At 64.0% G+C, this 13,981-nt stretch carries 16 protein-coding genes; 5 read left to right on the top strand and 11 right to left on the bottom strand.

What is annotated here, in order from left to right:
- Positions 1-67 precede the first annotated feature (67 nt).
- Positions 68-766 carry a hypothetical protein gene (locus NMAG_RS12645; RefSeq protein ID WP_004215148.1) on the bottom strand — a complete coding sequence of 233 codons (699 nt, stop codon included), beginning with the start codon at positions 764-766 and terminating at the stop codon, positions 68-70.
- A gap of 214 nt (positions 767-980) precedes the next feature.
- Here NMAG_RS12645 and tmk point away from each other — a divergent pair, with 214 nt between their 5' ends.
- Positions 981-1,580 (top strand): dTMP kinase, encoded by a 600-nt coding sequence (gene tmk, locus NMAG_RS12640; protein WP_004215149.1) that lies wholly within the window; start codon positions 981-983, stop codon positions 1,578-1,580.
- 60 nt (positions 1,581-1,640) lie between these two features.
- On the opposite strand, the gene NMAG_RS12635 is transcribed toward tmk, so the two are convergent.
- The 7 genes from NMAG_RS12635 to NMAG_RS12605 all read right to left on the bottom strand — a co-directional run bounded on the left by NMAG_RS12635 (position 1,641) and on the right by NMAG_RS12605 (position 7,699).
- The gene (locus NMAG_RS12635; RefSeq protein ID WP_004215151.1) at positions 1,641-1,883 is read right to left on the bottom strand and encodes an Lrp/AsnC ligand binding domain-containing protein; all 243 of its coding nucleotides are present in this window, start codon (positions 1,881-1,883) and stop codon (positions 1,641-1,643) included.
- Positions 1,884-2,007: 124 nt separating this feature from the next.
- Complete coding sequence (locus NMAG_RS12630; protein WP_004215153.1) at positions 2,008-3,189, bottom strand: NAD(P)/FAD-dependent oxidoreductase; 1,182 nt, start codon at positions 3,187-3,189, stop codon at positions 2,008-2,010.
- Positions 3,186-3,950, bottom strand: a complete 765-nt coding sequence (locus tag NMAG_RS12625; protein ID WP_004215155.1) for a creatininase family protein — start codon at positions 3,948-3,950, stop codon at positions 3,186-3,188. Before NMAG_RS12625 ends, NMAG_RS12630 begins: the two co-directional genes overlap by 4 nt.
- Positions 3,951-4,030: 80 nt before the next feature.
- Positions 4,031-4,816: a DUF7388 family protein gene (locus NMAG_RS12620; protein ID WP_004215158.1), complete on the bottom strand. Its 786-nt coding sequence runs from the start codon at positions 4,814-4,816 to the stop codon at positions 4,031-4,033.
- A gap of 301 nt (positions 4,817-5,117) precedes the next feature.
- Positions 5,118-5,714 (bottom strand): NUDIX hydrolase, encoded by a 597-nt coding sequence (locus tag NMAG_RS12615; protein ID WP_004215160.1) that lies wholly within the window; start codon positions 5,712-5,714, stop codon positions 5,118-5,120.
- Between the two features lies 1 nt (position 5,715).
- Complete coding sequence (locus NMAG_RS12610; RefSeq protein ID WP_004215162.1) at positions 5,716-6,189, bottom strand: DUF7109 family protein; 474 nt, start codon at positions 6,187-6,189, stop codon at positions 5,716-5,718.
- Between the two features lie 163 nt (positions 6,190-6,352).
- Positions 6,353-7,699 carry a glycosyltransferase family protein gene (locus tag NMAG_RS12605; protein ID WP_004215164.1) on the bottom strand — a complete coding sequence of 449 codons (1,347 nt, stop codon included), beginning with the start codon at positions 7,697-7,699 and terminating at the stop codon, positions 6,353-6,355.
- A gap of 172 nt (positions 7,700-7,871) precedes the next feature.
- On the opposite strand from NMAG_RS12605, the gene NMAG_RS22140 reads away from it, so the two are divergent.
- Positions 7,872-8,042, top strand: a complete 171-nt coding sequence (locus tag NMAG_RS22140) for an HVO_0758 family zinc finger protein (RefSeq protein WP_004215166.1) — start codon at positions 7,872-7,874, stop codon at positions 8,040-8,042.
- 235 nt (positions 8,043-8,277) lie between these two features.
- On the opposite strand, the gene NMAG_RS12600 is transcribed toward NMAG_RS22140, so the two are convergent.
- Positions 8,278-9,477, bottom strand: a complete 1,200-nt coding sequence (locus tag NMAG_RS12600; RefSeq protein WP_004215169.1) for a DHH family phosphoesterase — start codon at positions 9,475-9,477, stop codon at positions 8,278-8,280.
- A gap of 183 nt (positions 9,478-9,660) precedes the next feature.
- On the opposite strand from NMAG_RS12600, the gene NMAG_RS12595 reads away from it, so the two are divergent.
- Positions 9,661-9,888 (top strand): hypothetical protein, encoded by a 228-nt coding sequence (locus NMAG_RS12595; RefSeq protein ID WP_004215170.1) that lies wholly within the window; start codon positions 9,661-9,663, stop codon positions 9,886-9,888.
- 21 nt (positions 9,889-9,909) lie between these two features.
- Here NMAG_RS12595 and NMAG_RS12590 read toward each other — a convergent pair whose 3' ends face one another.
- Positions 9,910-10,812, bottom strand: a complete 903-nt coding sequence (locus NMAG_RS12590; protein WP_049939273.1) for an NAD-dependent epimerase/dehydratase family protein — start codon at positions 10,810-10,812, stop codon at positions 9,910-9,912.
- Positions 10,813-10,938: 126 nt separating this feature from the next.
- The gene (locus tag NMAG_RS12585; protein ID WP_004215172.1) at positions 10,939-11,364 is read right to left on the bottom strand and encodes a DUF5791 family protein; all 426 of its coding nucleotides are present in this window, start codon (positions 11,362-11,364) and stop codon (positions 10,939-10,941) included.
- Positions 11,365-11,552: 188 nt separating this feature from the next.
- Here NMAG_RS12585 and NMAG_RS12580 point away from each other — a divergent pair, with 188 nt between their 5' ends.
- A complete protein-coding gene (locus NMAG_RS12580) occupies positions 11,553-12,635 on the top strand; it encodes a tubulin/FtsZ family protein (RefSeq protein ID WP_004215175.1) in 1,083 nt (360 codons plus the stop codon).
- Positions 12,636-13,069: 434 nt separating this feature from the next.
- Positions 13,070-13,951 carry a coiled-coil protein gene (locus NMAG_RS12575; protein WP_004215177.1) on the top strand — a complete coding sequence of 294 codons (882 nt, stop codon included), beginning with the start codon at positions 13,070-13,072 and terminating at the stop codon, positions 13,949-13,951.
- The last annotated feature ends 30 nt before the right edge of the window (positions 13,952-13,981 follow it).

Genomic DNA, 13,981 nt, shown 5'->3' with positions numbered 1-13,981 from the left:
CTATGGGCCCGATTCCTCAAATAAGTAGTTGCCGTGGCCCGGCGGTGCGATCGGCGTCCCAACAGCATCAGTTGCGGGTCCGCGTCTCAGACGCCCTCGCCTCCGCGTACTGAAACAGGAGTTGAATCTGGCGGACGAGCAGCCCAATCCCGAGACAGATAAGTGGCAAAACCAGCCACCAGTAGGACGCGATTCCGGCGACCAGAAGGAGATACGGCCAGAGGCCAACGGTCACGCCGATGGCTGCGGCGGCGAGCAGACCGGACTCGAGTGTCCGCGCGTCTCGGTGTTTGTACCCGACCAGCGCGAGGAGTCCAGCAAAGACGGCGACCAATGCGAACGTGAGGTAGCTAACCGCCGTCGTTCCCAGCGCCGGTGGGAAATTCTGCTGTGTCTCCACGACGTACAGCTCGTCGTCCTGTTCGACCACGGTGTACGTGCCATCGTCAACGAGTGGTGGGTCGCGAACCGCATCACAGACGAGCATCGTGTCCTGACAGACCGAGACATCGGCTATCTGCCATCCCGACACACCGCCTCTCACTTCGGGTGGGCGATCAGTCGCGTCTTCGAAGACGCGCTGTGCACTCGGTGAGAGGGAGCCCACGTGTCTCGCATTGTCCGTCTCGAGTTCCTGGTTTTCGAGTACGTCGTCGAACGCATTCGTGGATTCGTGTGCGACCGCATACTCCGGAGCGAGCGGTTCGTACGGACTGAGATAGAATCCAAGGCTGCCGGCGCTGACCAGTACGAACAGTGGGATCACTACTGCGATCACTATCACGGTATGGCGCTTCACTACGTTCTATTAAACCACTCGAATTATTTATTTTTATTTAATTAAGATGTATTTGGGCCACCCTCAGATACTCGGGACGATCCTGCCGGTGCTGTTGGAAATCCACGTCACCGAGTATCCAAACCGACGACGGATTCTCGACAGATTGTAATACTTCACCCGACGACGTGCGAGCAGATCCATGGCCACGCTCGTCACGCTCGAGGGACTCGACGGCAGCGGCAAAACCACCGTCTGGGAGGCCCTGCAGGACACCTATCCCGACGCCGTCTTCACTCGCGAACCCACCAACGACTCCTGGTACGGCGATGCCGTCTACCGCTCTATCGAAGACGACGACGCCGACTCGCTCGCCGAACTCTTCCTCTACACCGCCGACCACGCCGACCACCTCTCGCGCAAAATCGAACCCGCCCTCGAGCGCGGCGACCTCGTCATCTCCGACCGCTATGCCGACTCCCGCTACGCCTACCAGGGCGCAACGCTCGCAGAAACCGGTCGGATTGCGGAGCCACTCGAGTACGTCGTCGACGTCCACGAACCGTTCTCGATCGAGCCTGATCTGACGATCTACCTCGACCTGGACCCGGAGACGGCCGCCCGTCGCGCCGGATCGACGAACAAGTTCGAGCACGCCGCGTATCTCGAATCCGTCCGCGAGAACTACGACCTGCTGGCCGAGCGCTACGCAGACCGATTCGTTCGGGTCGATGCGACGCAATCTCCCGAGTCGGTACTCGAGACGGTCCGATCTGTGCTGGCGACGGCACTTGAAGAGTAGTCCCGCCGTCCCGAGGACGAGCCACTGCCGACATATGGAAAAACAGCCGGTGTGTCGTGATCAGCCGTCGTTCTGATCCATCGCGATGTATGTCTTCGTGTCGGTCACGCCATCCAGGCCCTGAATATCTGAGGAGACGGCCTTGAGCACATCGTACACTTCGGGGGCATCGATCTCGATGATGATGTCGTAGTTCCCCGCGACGATGTGGGCACCTGCGACAGACTCGATGTCAGTAATCTGTGAGAGAAGTCCCTCCGACTTGCCGGCGGCCGTCTTGACCATGATAAACGCGTGAACCATCGTTCGCAGGTGTGGTACTCCACCACACGACTAAAACGTTTGCCCGCCTGTCGCGAGGGGAGCGAGACCACGGTGTGGCGAAAACGCGTGTGCAGCCGTTCAAACTGGCTATGCGAACCGTTTGTCAGTCGTCCGTAACGCCCATCCCCTCGACGACGTCGAACTCCTCATCGCCGTCGAAGCGGGTCGGATCGAAGGCATCGATGCCCTCACCACCGAGGATCTGGTCCGCGATCCGCTGTCCAATCGCCGGCGCGCGCATGAAGCCGTGGCCCTGGAACCCTGTCGCGACGTACAGCCCTTCCTCTAGCTGGCCGACCAGCGGATCTCGATCGGGTGTCGCTGTGCAGAGCCCTGCCCACGCGCGCTCGAGTTCGATCCCGGCGGCGTCGGGGAGCCGGTGACGGACGCGCTCGAGTAGGTCGTCGGCGAAGCCGTCGTTCGCCGCCCGGTCGTACTCGTCCGGATCGGCCTCCCACTCCTCGGTGCCGTTGCCGGCGAGCAGCCCCTCGGGATGCGGGCGGAGATAGAAGCCACCGGTCGCGTCGTAACACATCGGCTCCGGATGGTCACAGCTCGCGACGAGCGCCTGGACGCGGTAGGGCTTGAGCGCGATAGAAATCCCGGCGTCCGCGAGCAGGCGCTTCGTGTGTGCACCGGCAGTGACGAGCACGGCGTCGTACGCCTCCGTCGTGCCATCGTCGCGGACGATCCGTGCCGGATCGGTCTCGAGGCTTACCGGCGTCTCCGTCTCGAGTGTCGCGCCCGCGCCGGTCGCCGCCGCGGCGAGGCAGGCGGTGTACTGGCCGGGATCGGTGTAGCCCGCACCGCCCGCGACGCCCGCGACCGCGACGTCGTCGGCCCGCACAGCCGGGAATCGCTCCGCGAGTTCGTCGGCAGTCATCTCGAGTGCGACGACGCCCTGTGCTTGCATGCGCTCGAGTTGGCCGCGGATCGCGTCGGCGCGCCGGTCGTCGCCCTCGCGGGCGAGCCAGACGTAGGGACACTCGGTGAACGGGAACGTCTCGTCGCCCGACAGCGCGCGGAAGCGCTCGATCGCGTCGCTCGCGATTTCGGCGTCGATCGGCCCGGCGAAGGCGTCATAGCAGACGCCCGCTGCGCGGCCGCTCGACGCGTTTGCGACGGTACCGCGCTCGTACAGGGTTACGTCGGCTCCCTGTCGAGCCAGGTCGTACGCTGCGGTCGCGCCGACGGCTCCCGCGCCGACGACGGCGATAGAGTGGCCGGCACCCTGGTCGACGAAGGCGTCGGCACCGACCGCGAGTTCGGGTGCGTCCTCGCTCATTTGTGCGCACGCGCCCAGCAGTCCTCGAGTGGCTGTGCTGCGAGCCAGTCGAGCAGTGCGTCGAGCTGGTCGGCACCGGCTTCGAACAGCGCCTCTCCCTTTTCGGGGTCGGCCTGGGTCGGCCGGCCAACCGCGCCGCTCTCGGAGAAGTCGATCGTGTCGAACCCGAGCGCTGCACCGTGGACCGACTCGCCCCAGGACTCGCTCGCGCCGGCTTCGGCGGCCTCGAGTTCGTCGGGCTGGACGAGGTCGTCGCGGATGTGCCAGAGTAGGCTCGACTCCATCGCGTCGGCGTGGCCGCCGTCTTCGTCGAACAGATCGGCTGCGACGTCCTCGACGCTGTCCCACCAGTTCCACGGCGGGGCGAAGGCAGTTTCCTCGTCGCGAAGCGTTCTGGCAGCACGCCGGAGCGCGCCGCTGTTGCCGCCGTGGCCGTTGACGACGACTGCCTTGCGGACGCCGTGCTCGGCGAGACTCGCGATCGTCTCCTCGACGTACTGCTCGAACGTCTCCGCGGAGACGTACAGCGTGCCGTCGAACTGGCGGTGGTGAACGCTGACGCCGACCGGAATCGTTGGGAGAACGACCGTATCCTCCCGGTCGGCAGCGGAGCGGGCGAACGCCTGCGCGGCCATGTGGTCCATGCCGAGCGGGAGCGCTGGGCCGTGCTGTTCGGTGCTTCCAGTCGGGACAACAGCAACCTCGGCCGCCTCGAGGTCGGCGGCGGCGTCGGTCGTGGTTCGCTCTGCGAGCAGTGTCATGCGGACCTCTGGTCGCCGCAGTGACTTATATCGTCGGGCGTTGCGCGCGAAGAAACGAAACGTGTGGGGGGTGGGCGAGATTACTCGAGAAACGGCTCGATGTCGCGCGCCGGGTAGCCGACCACGGTGGTTCCGCCAGCCTCGCGCAGCGCGTCGGTCTGCTCTCGAACGTCGGTCTCGGTGCCGACGAGTGCGTAGTCGTTCGCGGCAGCGAGCAACACCTCTCGTGCACGCCCCGTCGCCCGCGAGTCCGTCTGTTCGTCACCACTTTCCGGCAGCGCCGAAGCAACTGGACGCCGGCGAGAGACGTAGTCACCGACAGCGTCCAGAATCACGTCCTCGTCGTCCGAGAGCACCGTCGGCGCGTAGACGGCGATGTCGCCGTCGAAACCGGCCGCGCGCAGGGCACGCAGCTCTCGTTCCGTCGAACGCGAGAGCAGGTCGTACTGGGTCGCACCCGTCGCCATCGCGATGCGCTCGACGCTCTCGGTCCCGACCCAGGACTCTGGCGCGGACTCGAGTGCAGCCCCGAGCCGTGGCGCGACGGCGCGACTGCGTTCGTCGTCGGTCAGGTAGGCAGGGTGGCCGGCGACGAGGATGCGGTCGACCGCGGGCGGCAGTTCGGTGGCGAGCGAGTTGTCGCCGATCGGGTCGAAGCCGTCGGCTCTGACCGGTGTCGTCAGCAGGACCCGTGCGTCGGCTGCGAGGGCCTCGATCGTGTCCCGGTCGGGAACGTGTTCGCGGCCCTCGTAGTCGATTGCGATGGTGTCGGCTGGGATGGCCGTTGCTCGCTCGACGTCGCACTCGGCTGGTTTGAGCGCGATGGCGTCCAGACCGGCGCGCGAGACGGTACTTGTGGTCAACATTGGCGACCACCTCGGAGAGAGGTGTCGATACTGGTGGGTGTGATTGTGAGAGTCTGACTGCTGGTGATTCGAGACGAAGCGAACGCTCCGTGTGAACGGTGCAACTGAACAGAAACAGGTCGACGGCGGCTCCGTGGGCTCCTGTCGCGGGAGCTACTGTGGGTGAAACTACTGGTGCCCGTGCGGAACTCGATCCATCGTCTGTGCGACCATACACCTGCTGCGAGCGGCGCGCGCAAAAAGCTGACGTTCCCTGCGGTTCTTTCGGTGGCCGGCCACGGATACCGCCGGTAACGGATCCCTACCTCCGCGTGCGGTCGTCCGAAACCGGAGCCTCAAACTCGGTCGCTAACTCGAGTAGCTGGACGAGAATCCGACCTGTCGCGCCCCAGACGGTGGAGCCGTCGACATGGAAGTAGTGGACGACGATGTCGCCGTAGTACGGATGGTCCCGTCGTTCGTACTCGTAGTTCTCGGGATCGAGCAGCCCGGAAAGCGGAAGAACGACGATTTCGGCGACCTCGCTGGCCTGTCGGTCGTACGTCCGGTCGGGAACGCGCGCGACGAACGGCGTGACCGCGTACTCGCTGATCGTTCGGATGTCGTCGAGTTGGCCGACGATTTCCGCTTCCTCGGGATCGAGGCCGATCTCCTCGTTGGCCTCCCGGAGCGCGGTGTCGAGAATGGTATCGTCGACCGATTCGGCACCGCCGCCGGGAAAGCTCATCTGTCCGGGGTGCTCGCCGAGGTGGTCCGCACGGCGGGTAAACAGCAGGTGATCCTCGCCGTCTCGGTCGATGACCGGCGCGAGCACCGCGGCGTCGAACCGCTGGTCATCGATCCCGGTGGGTTCGTGTGCCGCAACCGGATCGAGGTCGAAGGTGGGGACCCGACTCATCTCACTCGAGTGCCTCCGAGAGGTCGTCGCGTTCGGCTGCCAGGTCGAGCGGTGCCCAGGCCTCGAGGTCGTAGCTAACGTCGAGGAGCGTCTCGAGTCGATCGGCGTCGTCGTTCGTCAGAGCCCGATCGACTGCCGTCGCGAACCGGTCGTGTGCGGTCTCGCCGAGGGCTTCGCGGTCGAGACGGCGCGGTTCGACGTCGAGGATATGGGGAACGTCCTCGGCGTGGTTCGGCACCGTCGGGAACGCCGTCGGACCGGCGACGAGCAGCGGTGCGTCGGCCTCGCTCCCGTCGTAGCGGACGAGCGCGAACGCCGCGAGCGCCTCCTCGATCGCCGTCTCGAGTGCGTCCTCGTCGACGGACTGTCCGTCAGCGCGGTAGGCGGCCTCCGAGAGGGCGCGCTCGAGTTCCGCGCGCGTCAGCCCGCCGAAGAGCTCGACGACACCGGCCAGTTCGTCGGCGGTCGCGTTCATACGCGGTGTAACGGGTGGTCCGCAGATAAAGATTGATAGCCGGCGTCCTGGATGGCTGTGGAGCGCTGACACGAGCGACGGTTGTCCGCGGTCAATCGTTTGTGTACAATCAGCCGTCTGCGTACGGTCAGCCGTCTGTGTACGGTCAGTCGTCCGTGTACAGTCAGTCACTCGAGTTCGGTTCGGGTCGAGCCCCATCAACCAACCAGGGTCGGGCGGCCTCGAGTACCGCCGCCGGCGAGAGCGGTGCAGCCGTCCACCGGGGGAGTCGGGGGTCGGAATCTGGCGGGGAGAGTGCACCAGCGTAGCGTTCCAACTGCGCCCGCTCGCTCGCCCGTTCGTACTCGAGTCCGTTGAACGCTGCGTCCGCGCGATACTGCTCGATCAGTTCGTCGCCCGCCGCGAGGTAGCGCTCGGGAAGCGTCTCGTAGTGGGGTTCGACGCCGCCGGACTCAAGGACGGTCAAGAGCGTAGCGCCGACTTCGTGGCTCATGCCTTCGAGGCCGGTGTCGCCGGCGACGGCGCGGTGGTCGTGGATGTGGTGACCGAGGTCGACCTGTGCGCTGCCCGCGAAGCCGGCGTGCTCGAAGGCGTCGCCGAGCACGCCGACCTCGAGGCCCCACGACTGCGGGGCGCGGATGCGGCGAGCGAGGGCGGCGGTCATGGCGAACTCGCCGGCCAGGGCGTAGCGGAAGGCGGTGAGGTACGAGAGGATGGCCGTGCCAGTTTCGTGGTCGGCCCCAGTTGCACCACCGGGGTCGGTTTCGTGGTCGCTCCCAGTTGCACCACCGGGACCCGCTTCGAGCGCGCGCAACAGCGGCTGGTAGAACAGCCGAAACAGCCGGCCGTAGAGCTGCTCATCCTCGATGCGCGCGTAGTACCCTTTCACGAATTCGAACTTCTGGTCCGCCATCGAAAGCGGTGCCAGCAGTCGGCGAACGTGGTCGGCCTCGTAGCTTCGCGCGTCCGCATCGTGAACCACAACGTAGTCGGCCGCCTCGGCAGCCGGACCGAGCGCGAGCCAGACGTCGCGCCCCTTCCCCGTCTCCGGGCCGTGGGGCAGTCCGGCGTCGGCCAGTCGTGCTTCGACGCCGGGCGCGTTGCACCAGAGGAGTCGGATCGGCAGCGAGAAGCCACTGAGCCACTCGCGAAACGCATCGATTCGGTCCGGAGCGGTGCGAACGGGAACGAAGACGGCGGCGGGCGCAGGCGAGAGGGACTCGAGTTCCGTGAGCACGCGCTCGGCGGCGGGACTCTCGTGTTCGCGGCCGGCCATCGGGACAATAACGGCAGTCTTGCGGAGATATGCGTCGAGATTGAGCGCGGGGGTGGCGGTGTCGGGCGCGGCAGCGACGGGGCGCTGGTGCTCGTCCTCGCCGTTTGTGGTGGCGGTATCGGTGTCTGCGTCTTCGTCTCTGTCTCCTCCACCTTCTCTCGCTGTCTCCGTGTGGTGTCCGCGGAGGGCGCGGAAGTCGTGAAGCGTCGCGATCCGCTCCTGGACGTACTCCATCGGTAGAGTGTTCGGGCGGATCGGTAAAATGGCCACGGCTCATCGGCTGTCGTGGTATCCCATAACATGTTTCTATCGCAACAGATATCGAGCCCGATACCCACCTGAGAGGGCAATTATGTCAACGGCGAAGCCCCGGTCTTTTTCATCTAGACCTTCCAAAGCAGTGAACATGAAATCTGTCCGAAAGGCACTTCGAGAGGGCGAACTCGACAAAGACACCTACGACCGACTCGTCTGCAACGAGTGCGAGAAGCCGCTGAAGACCGAGAACGATCCGGATCAGATCAAGACGGTTCGGATCTGCCCCGACTGCGCTGCTGAGTGGAAAGAGATCCGATAGGACTGGATTGGGGCGCACCTCCCGCTCCACTCGTTACTGACCGAAGTCCCGCTCTCTCCCTTTGCTTCGTCCGCTGACGGCCACCACATCCGTCGCCGGGCCTGCAGCGAGCGACCGCGCGAGCTCTGCCGGACTACTTTTTGGACTGGTTACTGATTACTGGTTACTGATTGCGAGCGTTCGCATGTGCTGTTCAGTTCAGAGAGTCGTGAGTTTGGGAGTGACAACGGGCGGATTACCGTTCGCCGGAGAGCGCTGCAAACAGCCGTTCTTCGAACTCGGCCTTGTCGACGCCGTCGGAGGGACCGAGCCCTCGCATATGATCGACCGAGATCTGGCCGCCACCCATTCGCGCGTGACCGCCAGCGTTCGCCATCGGGATGTCGTTCACCGCGTGGCGCAGCGTTTCGCCCATGTGGACGCGGTCGTCGCGCGACCGGCCCGAGAGGTGGATCGTGCCGTCGCTCTCGCCGTAGACGACGACAGCGGTGACGCCCTCCAGATGCATCAACTCGTCCGCAGCCTGCGGGATCGCGTCGGTGTTCGATATCGTCCCAACATCGCAGATCGCGAACGGTCCCTCGATTCGCTTTTCGGTGATCGCCGTGGCCTTGATCTGTAACACGTCGTCGCTGACCTGCGGGTTCGCGATTCGCTCCAGGAGGTCCTCGTCGATCTCCGAGAAGAGGTACGCGCAGGCGTCGAACTCGGCTCGTGAGCAGCCGTTGGTCAGATGGTCCGTATCGGACTGGATGCCGTAGAGCAGTCCGGTTGCCAGTTCGGCCGCGAGCGTGAGTCCGTCCTCGTCGTCTGCCTCGGAGACGGCTCCGAGTTCCTCGAGGTACTCGACGACGATCGTAGAGGCTGCGCCGTAGTCCGTACGCACGTCGGTGAACTTCGTTCCCGTACCGTTGCCGGGATGGTGATCTACGACGGCGACTGGTTCGACCGTCTGTGCACCCGTAAAGCCACGCGCCGTGTTGTGGTCGACCAGCACGACGGCGTCGCTTGCGAGTTCGGAACTCGAGGCGATCTGCTCGAGGTCGAGGCCGAGCACGGTTCGGAAGGCGCGGTTCTCCTGGTGGCGGATCTCGCCGGGATACTGCAGCGTCGTCTCCGTCCCCACGTCGTGTGCGATTGCGGAGACGCCCAGTGCACACGCCATCGCGTCCGGGTCTGGGTTCGGGTGCATCAACACCGTCACGTCGTCGTAGTCTGCGAGCACGCGCTGGAGTCGAACGCCAGGTGGTCGGCGAAACCAGCGGACGAGCCACCAGCTGCCAAGTGCGAGACCGACGAGTGCGAGAATCAACAGCGAGAGGACCAGTGGATCGAGCGCTCCGAGCGAATCGACGGCGCTTTCCATGGCTGCGACCGGCCGCTCTGTTGCCGCCTCGACGGCCCCCATTTTCGTCGAGGCGTCCTGAACGTCCATACCGGACACTCAAATTCAACAACCAAGAAATTTCCCCCGTTTGTGACGGTCATCGATTTGTGAGTGTTGATTCACTGTGAGGTGCTCCCGTCACGGCGGTACTGAGTGCGGTATGGCTGTCATTGACCGGCCGTGGCGAACTCAGGCTTGTCATTTACCCACGTTCGAGTCGAACTGACCGTGATGAACGTTCCCACCGATAGACTCCTCATCATGATCATCGTTGCGACCGGCTTCGCCATCGTCGGCGGTGGCTGGGCGGCTGCACTGGTGCAAGCCGAAATGAGCGGGTTCGAAGAAATCGCACTCCGAGTCGGGATTGGCGTGGTGTTCTTCGCCATCCTGATCGGATTCTGGTACGTGTTCACCCAGATTGACAGGGATCACGACCCAGAGCGCGAATCGGCGTGATCGGCGTGATCGGCGTGATCGCTACGACTCACCGTCACAGACCGACTCAATCGCCGCCCGGTATCCCTCACGGAACGTCGGATAGCTAAACTCGTATCCCAACTCGCGCAGCCGGTCGTTTGCACAGCGTTTACTCGTCAGAATACGTCGCTGTGCCGGCTCCGAGAGGTCGCCATCCGCAAGTCGCTCCGCTTTCGTCCGCTTCGGTGGGTGCTCACGCCCGCACCCGTCCGCTAGCCAGTCCGCAAAAGCCCACTTTTCGACCGGTTCGTCGTCGACAATCTGCACGACCTCTCCGCGACCGAGATCCTCCTCGAGGAGGAACCGAACTGCCCCCGCGGCGTCGTCGCGGTGGACCATGTTGAGATAGCCCTCTGTCACCGGCCCCTCAAGATAGCGCTGTAACCGGTACCGGTCCGGCCCGTAGAGACCGGCATAGCGCGCGACCGTGCCGTCGATCCCGAACTCGGCGGAGTACTCGAGTGCAATCTGCTCTGCCTCGGCGAGCACTTCGGTTTTGGGTGTCGTGGGTTCGATCGGCGTCTCGGAGTCGACCCAGTCGCCGTCGTGGTCGCCGTGGACGCCGGTGGAGGAGGTGTAGACGAGCCGGTCGGGCTTCGATGGCGAGTCGCGCTCGCCGAAGGCTTCGATGGCGGTTCGGAGGCCGTCGACGTAGATTTCCCGCGCTGCGTCGGCCCCACGGCCGCCGCTGCTGGCGGCGAAGACGATGGCGTCGACGTCCGGAACTGCCTGGAGGTCGTCGCGGTCGGTGACGTCGGCCTGGACGGCGTCGAAACCGGCGGCTTCGATTGCGGCGATGCCGTCGTCCGAGCGGCGGATGCCGATCGGGTGGTGTCCGTTGGCGCTGAGCTGGCGGCCGAGTTCGAGGCCGACGTAGCCACAGCCGAGGAGTGCAACTCGCATAGTCATAGTTGCAGGTCGCGTGCGTGAGGCAATAACGGCACCGGAGCCGAAGCTGAGTATGGTCTCCGGAGACGAAGCCGGGTTGGCGTTTGGTGTCTGGATTCGACACCGAGCGCACGCTGCCGCTTATCGCGCGCTATCGACGATCGTGTGCTGGAGCTGAACGTACTCCTCGAAGCTCATTGGCGCGCGGCGTTCGATCTTCTGCTGGATTTCCTTTGCGTCCATCTCGATTGCCAGCTCGCTCTCGACGGCGTCCACGTCGAGCACGGCCGTCGTCATCCCGAGCAGCAGGTGTTCACACGCGATTTCGACGATCGTCCCGGCGTCCGGTTCGCCGTCTACCTGGGACTGAATCTGGGCCGCCTCCTCGAGTGAGAGGTCGGCGACGGTGTCGGCATCGAGGTCCTCGAGCGTTGCTGCATCCAGTTCGGTGTCGTCGGCGATGGTGCTCGCGCCGTGCTGGTCGACGACGCCGGCGAGGTCGGCAGCATACTCCGCTCGCAGGTCTGCAGGTGAGTCGGGAACGGCCATCCGCTGTTCGTAGAACATATCGGGAGTGACAGCGGGCGGCCACAAGTGGGTTATCATCCGCAATGGCACCGGTGCGCGATAACTGGCTGACTGCTGGGTGAACGGTACGAGATGACTGACTGACTGGCAGTCAATGGACCATTGAAAGGAGAGTGACTGGTACGCACACCGGAACGTTCAACACCTTGCACTCACAGGATAGCGGTATGAAAGTAGCCCTGATCGGAGTCGGTCAGGCCGGTGGGAAGGTCACGGAACGACTCGCTCGATTCGATGCGGACATGGGCTTTGGTGCAGTCCGTGGCGCGCTGGCGGTCAACTCCGCGAAACCCGACCTTCGGTCCCTCGATGTTGTCGACACACAGCTAATCGGTGCCGATCGCGTCAACGGCCACGGGGTCGGTGGCGACAACGAACTCGGAACCGAGGTCATGCAATCGGACATTCAGCAGGTGTTGGGTGCTCTGGATGGTCGCGTGACCTCGAGCGCCGAAGCGATCTTCGTCGTCGCCGGGCTCGGCGGCGGCACCGGCAGCGGTGGCGCACCGGTACTTGTCCATCACCTCCAGCAAGTGTACGACGTCCCCGTCTACGCCCTCGGTGTCCTCCCGGGACGCAACGAAGGCGCGCTCTACCAGGCCAACGCCGGCCGTTCGCTGAAGACACTCGCCCGCGAGGCAGATTCGACCCTCCTCATCGACAACGACGCCTGGCACGAGCAGGGCGAGAGCGTCGAGGGGGCGTTCAAGACGATCAACCAGAAAATCGCCCGCCGCGTCGGCCTCCTGTTCGCCTCCGGCGAAGCAACCGAGGGCGTCGGCGAGAGCGTGGTTGACTCGAGTGAAGTCATCAACACGCTGCGAAGCGGTGGCATTGCGACCCTCGGCTACGCGAGCGAGGTTGCAAGCGACGACAGCGCCGAGAACGTCCGGACGGCGATGAGCGTCTCCCGACAGGCACTCTTGACCGGGACGAGCCTTCCGGATGCGACGACAGCCGATTCCGCGCTGCTCGTCATCGCCGGCGATCCCGAGAAAATCCCGCGCAAGGGTGTCGAAAAGTCTCGGCGCTGGCTCGAGGACGAAACCGGGAGCATGCAGGTACGGGGTGGAGACTTCCCACTCGAGAGCGACCGACTCGGTGCCCTCGTCCTCCTCGGTGGGGCAGAGCGCTCACAGCGCATCGAGGAGTTCATGGAGCGTGCGCGCGAGGCACAGCGCGAACAGGACACCGAGGAACCCGACCACATCGAACAGTTTACGGACGACCGACTCGAGAATCTCTTCTAAGACGGACTGCTGTCCGTCATTTCTGTCCCACGACCCATCCTGCGGTTGCGCCGGTAAATCGTGACAGTAGACCGGCTGAGTCGAGTCGTGGCCGACAGAATAGGTACGCGACGTACATATTTATACGCCGGTAGAATCGCCATCGTGAACGAGCGGGTGGAACACGGCCCCTGATAACGGTTTTCACGGAGTTGTGGACCGGTACATTTAAATTACAGGCACCAGTAGATACCGGTACCAGAACGCCACCGGGGCGCGTATCGCTCGACGATCGATGACAGGAAATCTTATTCACCGAGGTTTCGCAGATTGTGAGCGATCGCTGTATACCACGAACGCGAACGCAGCAGTTGGTACAGTTGGTGCAGAACCAAAACCAGACGCAGACGCGAACGCGGGCCGGTGCGGGTATGGCACAGAGGTTTGAATAACACATGGTAGACGAATCGAAAAACATCGAACTGACAGACGACGACCTCGAAAACAACTCCAAAGGACAGCTCATCAAGATGGCCGGTCAGCTCCGAGACCGGCGAAACGACCTGAACCAGATGGCATCCGAGCGCGCATCCAAGCGCGACGACCTGAACGCAAAGACGCGTGAGAAGGTCGACGAAGCCCAGGAACACCGCGAACAGCGCGACGAGCTCAACGAGCAAGTCCAGGAGCACAAGGACAAGCGCAACGAGCTCAACGCCGACGCCAACGAACTTTTCGACAAGGTCGACAAGCTCAAGTCCGATATGGAGCTCGACGAGGGCAAGGATCTCGAAGAGCTCGAAGAGGAAATCGAGCAACTCGAGTTCAAGCAGCAGACCGAGGTCCTCTCGAGTGAGGAAGAGCAGGAACTCATCGAGAAGATCGAGTCCAAGCGCGAAGAGTACGAAGAGCGCAAGGGAAAGCTCGAGCAGAACGAGGATCTCGAGGAACTCGTCGAGGAAGCTGAGGAGGTTCGCTCCGAGGCATCCCAGCACCACCAGAAGGTGACGGAGCTTGCGGACAAGGCCCAGGAACATCACAATCAGATGATCGAGGCCTACCGCGAGGCCGACGACATCCGTGACGAGGCCGACGAGATGCACGAGAAGTTCGTCGAGGCCCAGGAAGCAGCCGACCAGCACCACGAGGACTTCGTCCGCGTCCAGAAGCGCCTGCGCGAGCTCGACAAGGAAGAAGAGCAAGAGCGCAAGTCCGAACGCGACAAGAAGAAAGAGGAGGCCAAAGAAGAGGCCGAGGAGATCTATCAGAAGTTCAAGGAGGGCGAAACCCTCGATACCGAGGACCTGATGAAGCTCCAGAAGACGGGACTGCTCTAAGCGCGTCGTCTGCGCTCGATTCGTCCCACG

It is taken from the genome of Natrialba magadii ATCC 43099 (assembly GCF_000025625.1).
In the GTDB taxonomy this organism is placed as follows: domain Archaea; phylum Halobacteriota; class Halobacteria; order Halobacteriales; family Natrialbaceae; genus Natrialba; species Natrialba magadii.
Note: the sequence above shows the minus strand (reverse complement) of the source record. Positions and strands in the feature narration are given on the sequence as shown.

Excerpts from the sequence above, each read along its gene's own strand:
- tmk (WP_004215149.1), top strand. The coding sequence starts at position 981 with ATGGCCACGCTCGTCACGCTCGAGGGACTCGACGGCAGCGGCAAAACC.
- NMAG_RS12635 (WP_004215151.1), bottom strand. The coding sequence starts at position 1,883 with ATGGTTCACGCGTTTATCATGGTCAAGACGGCCGCCGGCAAGTCGGAG.
- NMAG_RS12630 (WP_004215153.1), bottom strand. The coding sequence starts at position 3,189 with ATGAGCGAGGACGCACCCGAACTCGCGGTCGGTGCCGACGCCTTCGTC.
- NMAG_RS12625 (WP_004215155.1), bottom strand. The coding sequence starts at position 3,950 with ATGACACTGCTCGCAGAGCGAACCACGACCGACGCCGCCGCCGACCTC.
- NMAG_RS12620 (WP_004215158.1), bottom strand. The coding sequence starts at position 4,816 with ATGTTGACCACAAGTACCGTCTCGCGCGCCGGTCTGGACGCCATCGCG.
- NMAG_RS12615 (WP_004215160.1), bottom strand. The coding sequence starts at position 5,714 with ATGAGTCGGGTCCCCACCTTCGACCTCGATCCGGTTGCGGCACACGAA.
- NMAG_RS12610 (WP_004215162.1), bottom strand. The coding sequence starts at position 6,189 with ATGAACGCGACCGCCGACGAACTGGCCGGTGTCGTCGAGCTCTTCGGC.
- NMAG_RS12605 (WP_004215164.1), bottom strand. The coding sequence starts at position 7,699 with ATGGAGTACGTCCAGGAGCGGATCGCGACGCTTCACGACTTCCGCGCC.
- NMAG_RS22140 (WP_004215166.1), top strand. The coding sequence starts at position 7,872 with ATGAAATCTGTCCGAAAGGCACTTCGAGAGGGCGAACTCGACAAAGAC.
- NMAG_RS12600 (WP_004215169.1), bottom strand. The coding sequence starts at position 9,477 with ATGGACGTTCAGGACGCCTCGACGAAAATGGGGGCCGTCGAGGCGGCA.
- NMAG_RS12595 (WP_004215170.1), top strand. The coding sequence starts at position 9,661 with ATGAACGTTCCCACCGATAGACTCCTCATCATGATCATCGTTGCGACC.
- NMAG_RS12590 (WP_049939273.1), bottom strand. The coding sequence starts at position 10,812 with ATGCGAGTTGCACTCCTCGGCTGTGGCTACGTCGGCCTCGAACTCGGC.
- NMAG_RS12585 (WP_004215172.1), bottom strand. The coding sequence starts at position 11,364 with ATGTTCTACGAACAGCGGATGGCCGTTCCCGACTCACCTGCAGACCTG.
- NMAG_RS12580 (WP_004215175.1), top strand. The coding sequence starts at position 11,553 with ATGAAAGTAGCCCTGATCGGAGTCGGTCAGGCCGGTGGGAAGGTCACG.
- NMAG_RS12575 (WP_004215177.1), top strand. The coding sequence starts at position 13,070 with ATGGTAGACGAATCGAAAAACATCGAACTGACAGACGACGACCTCGAA.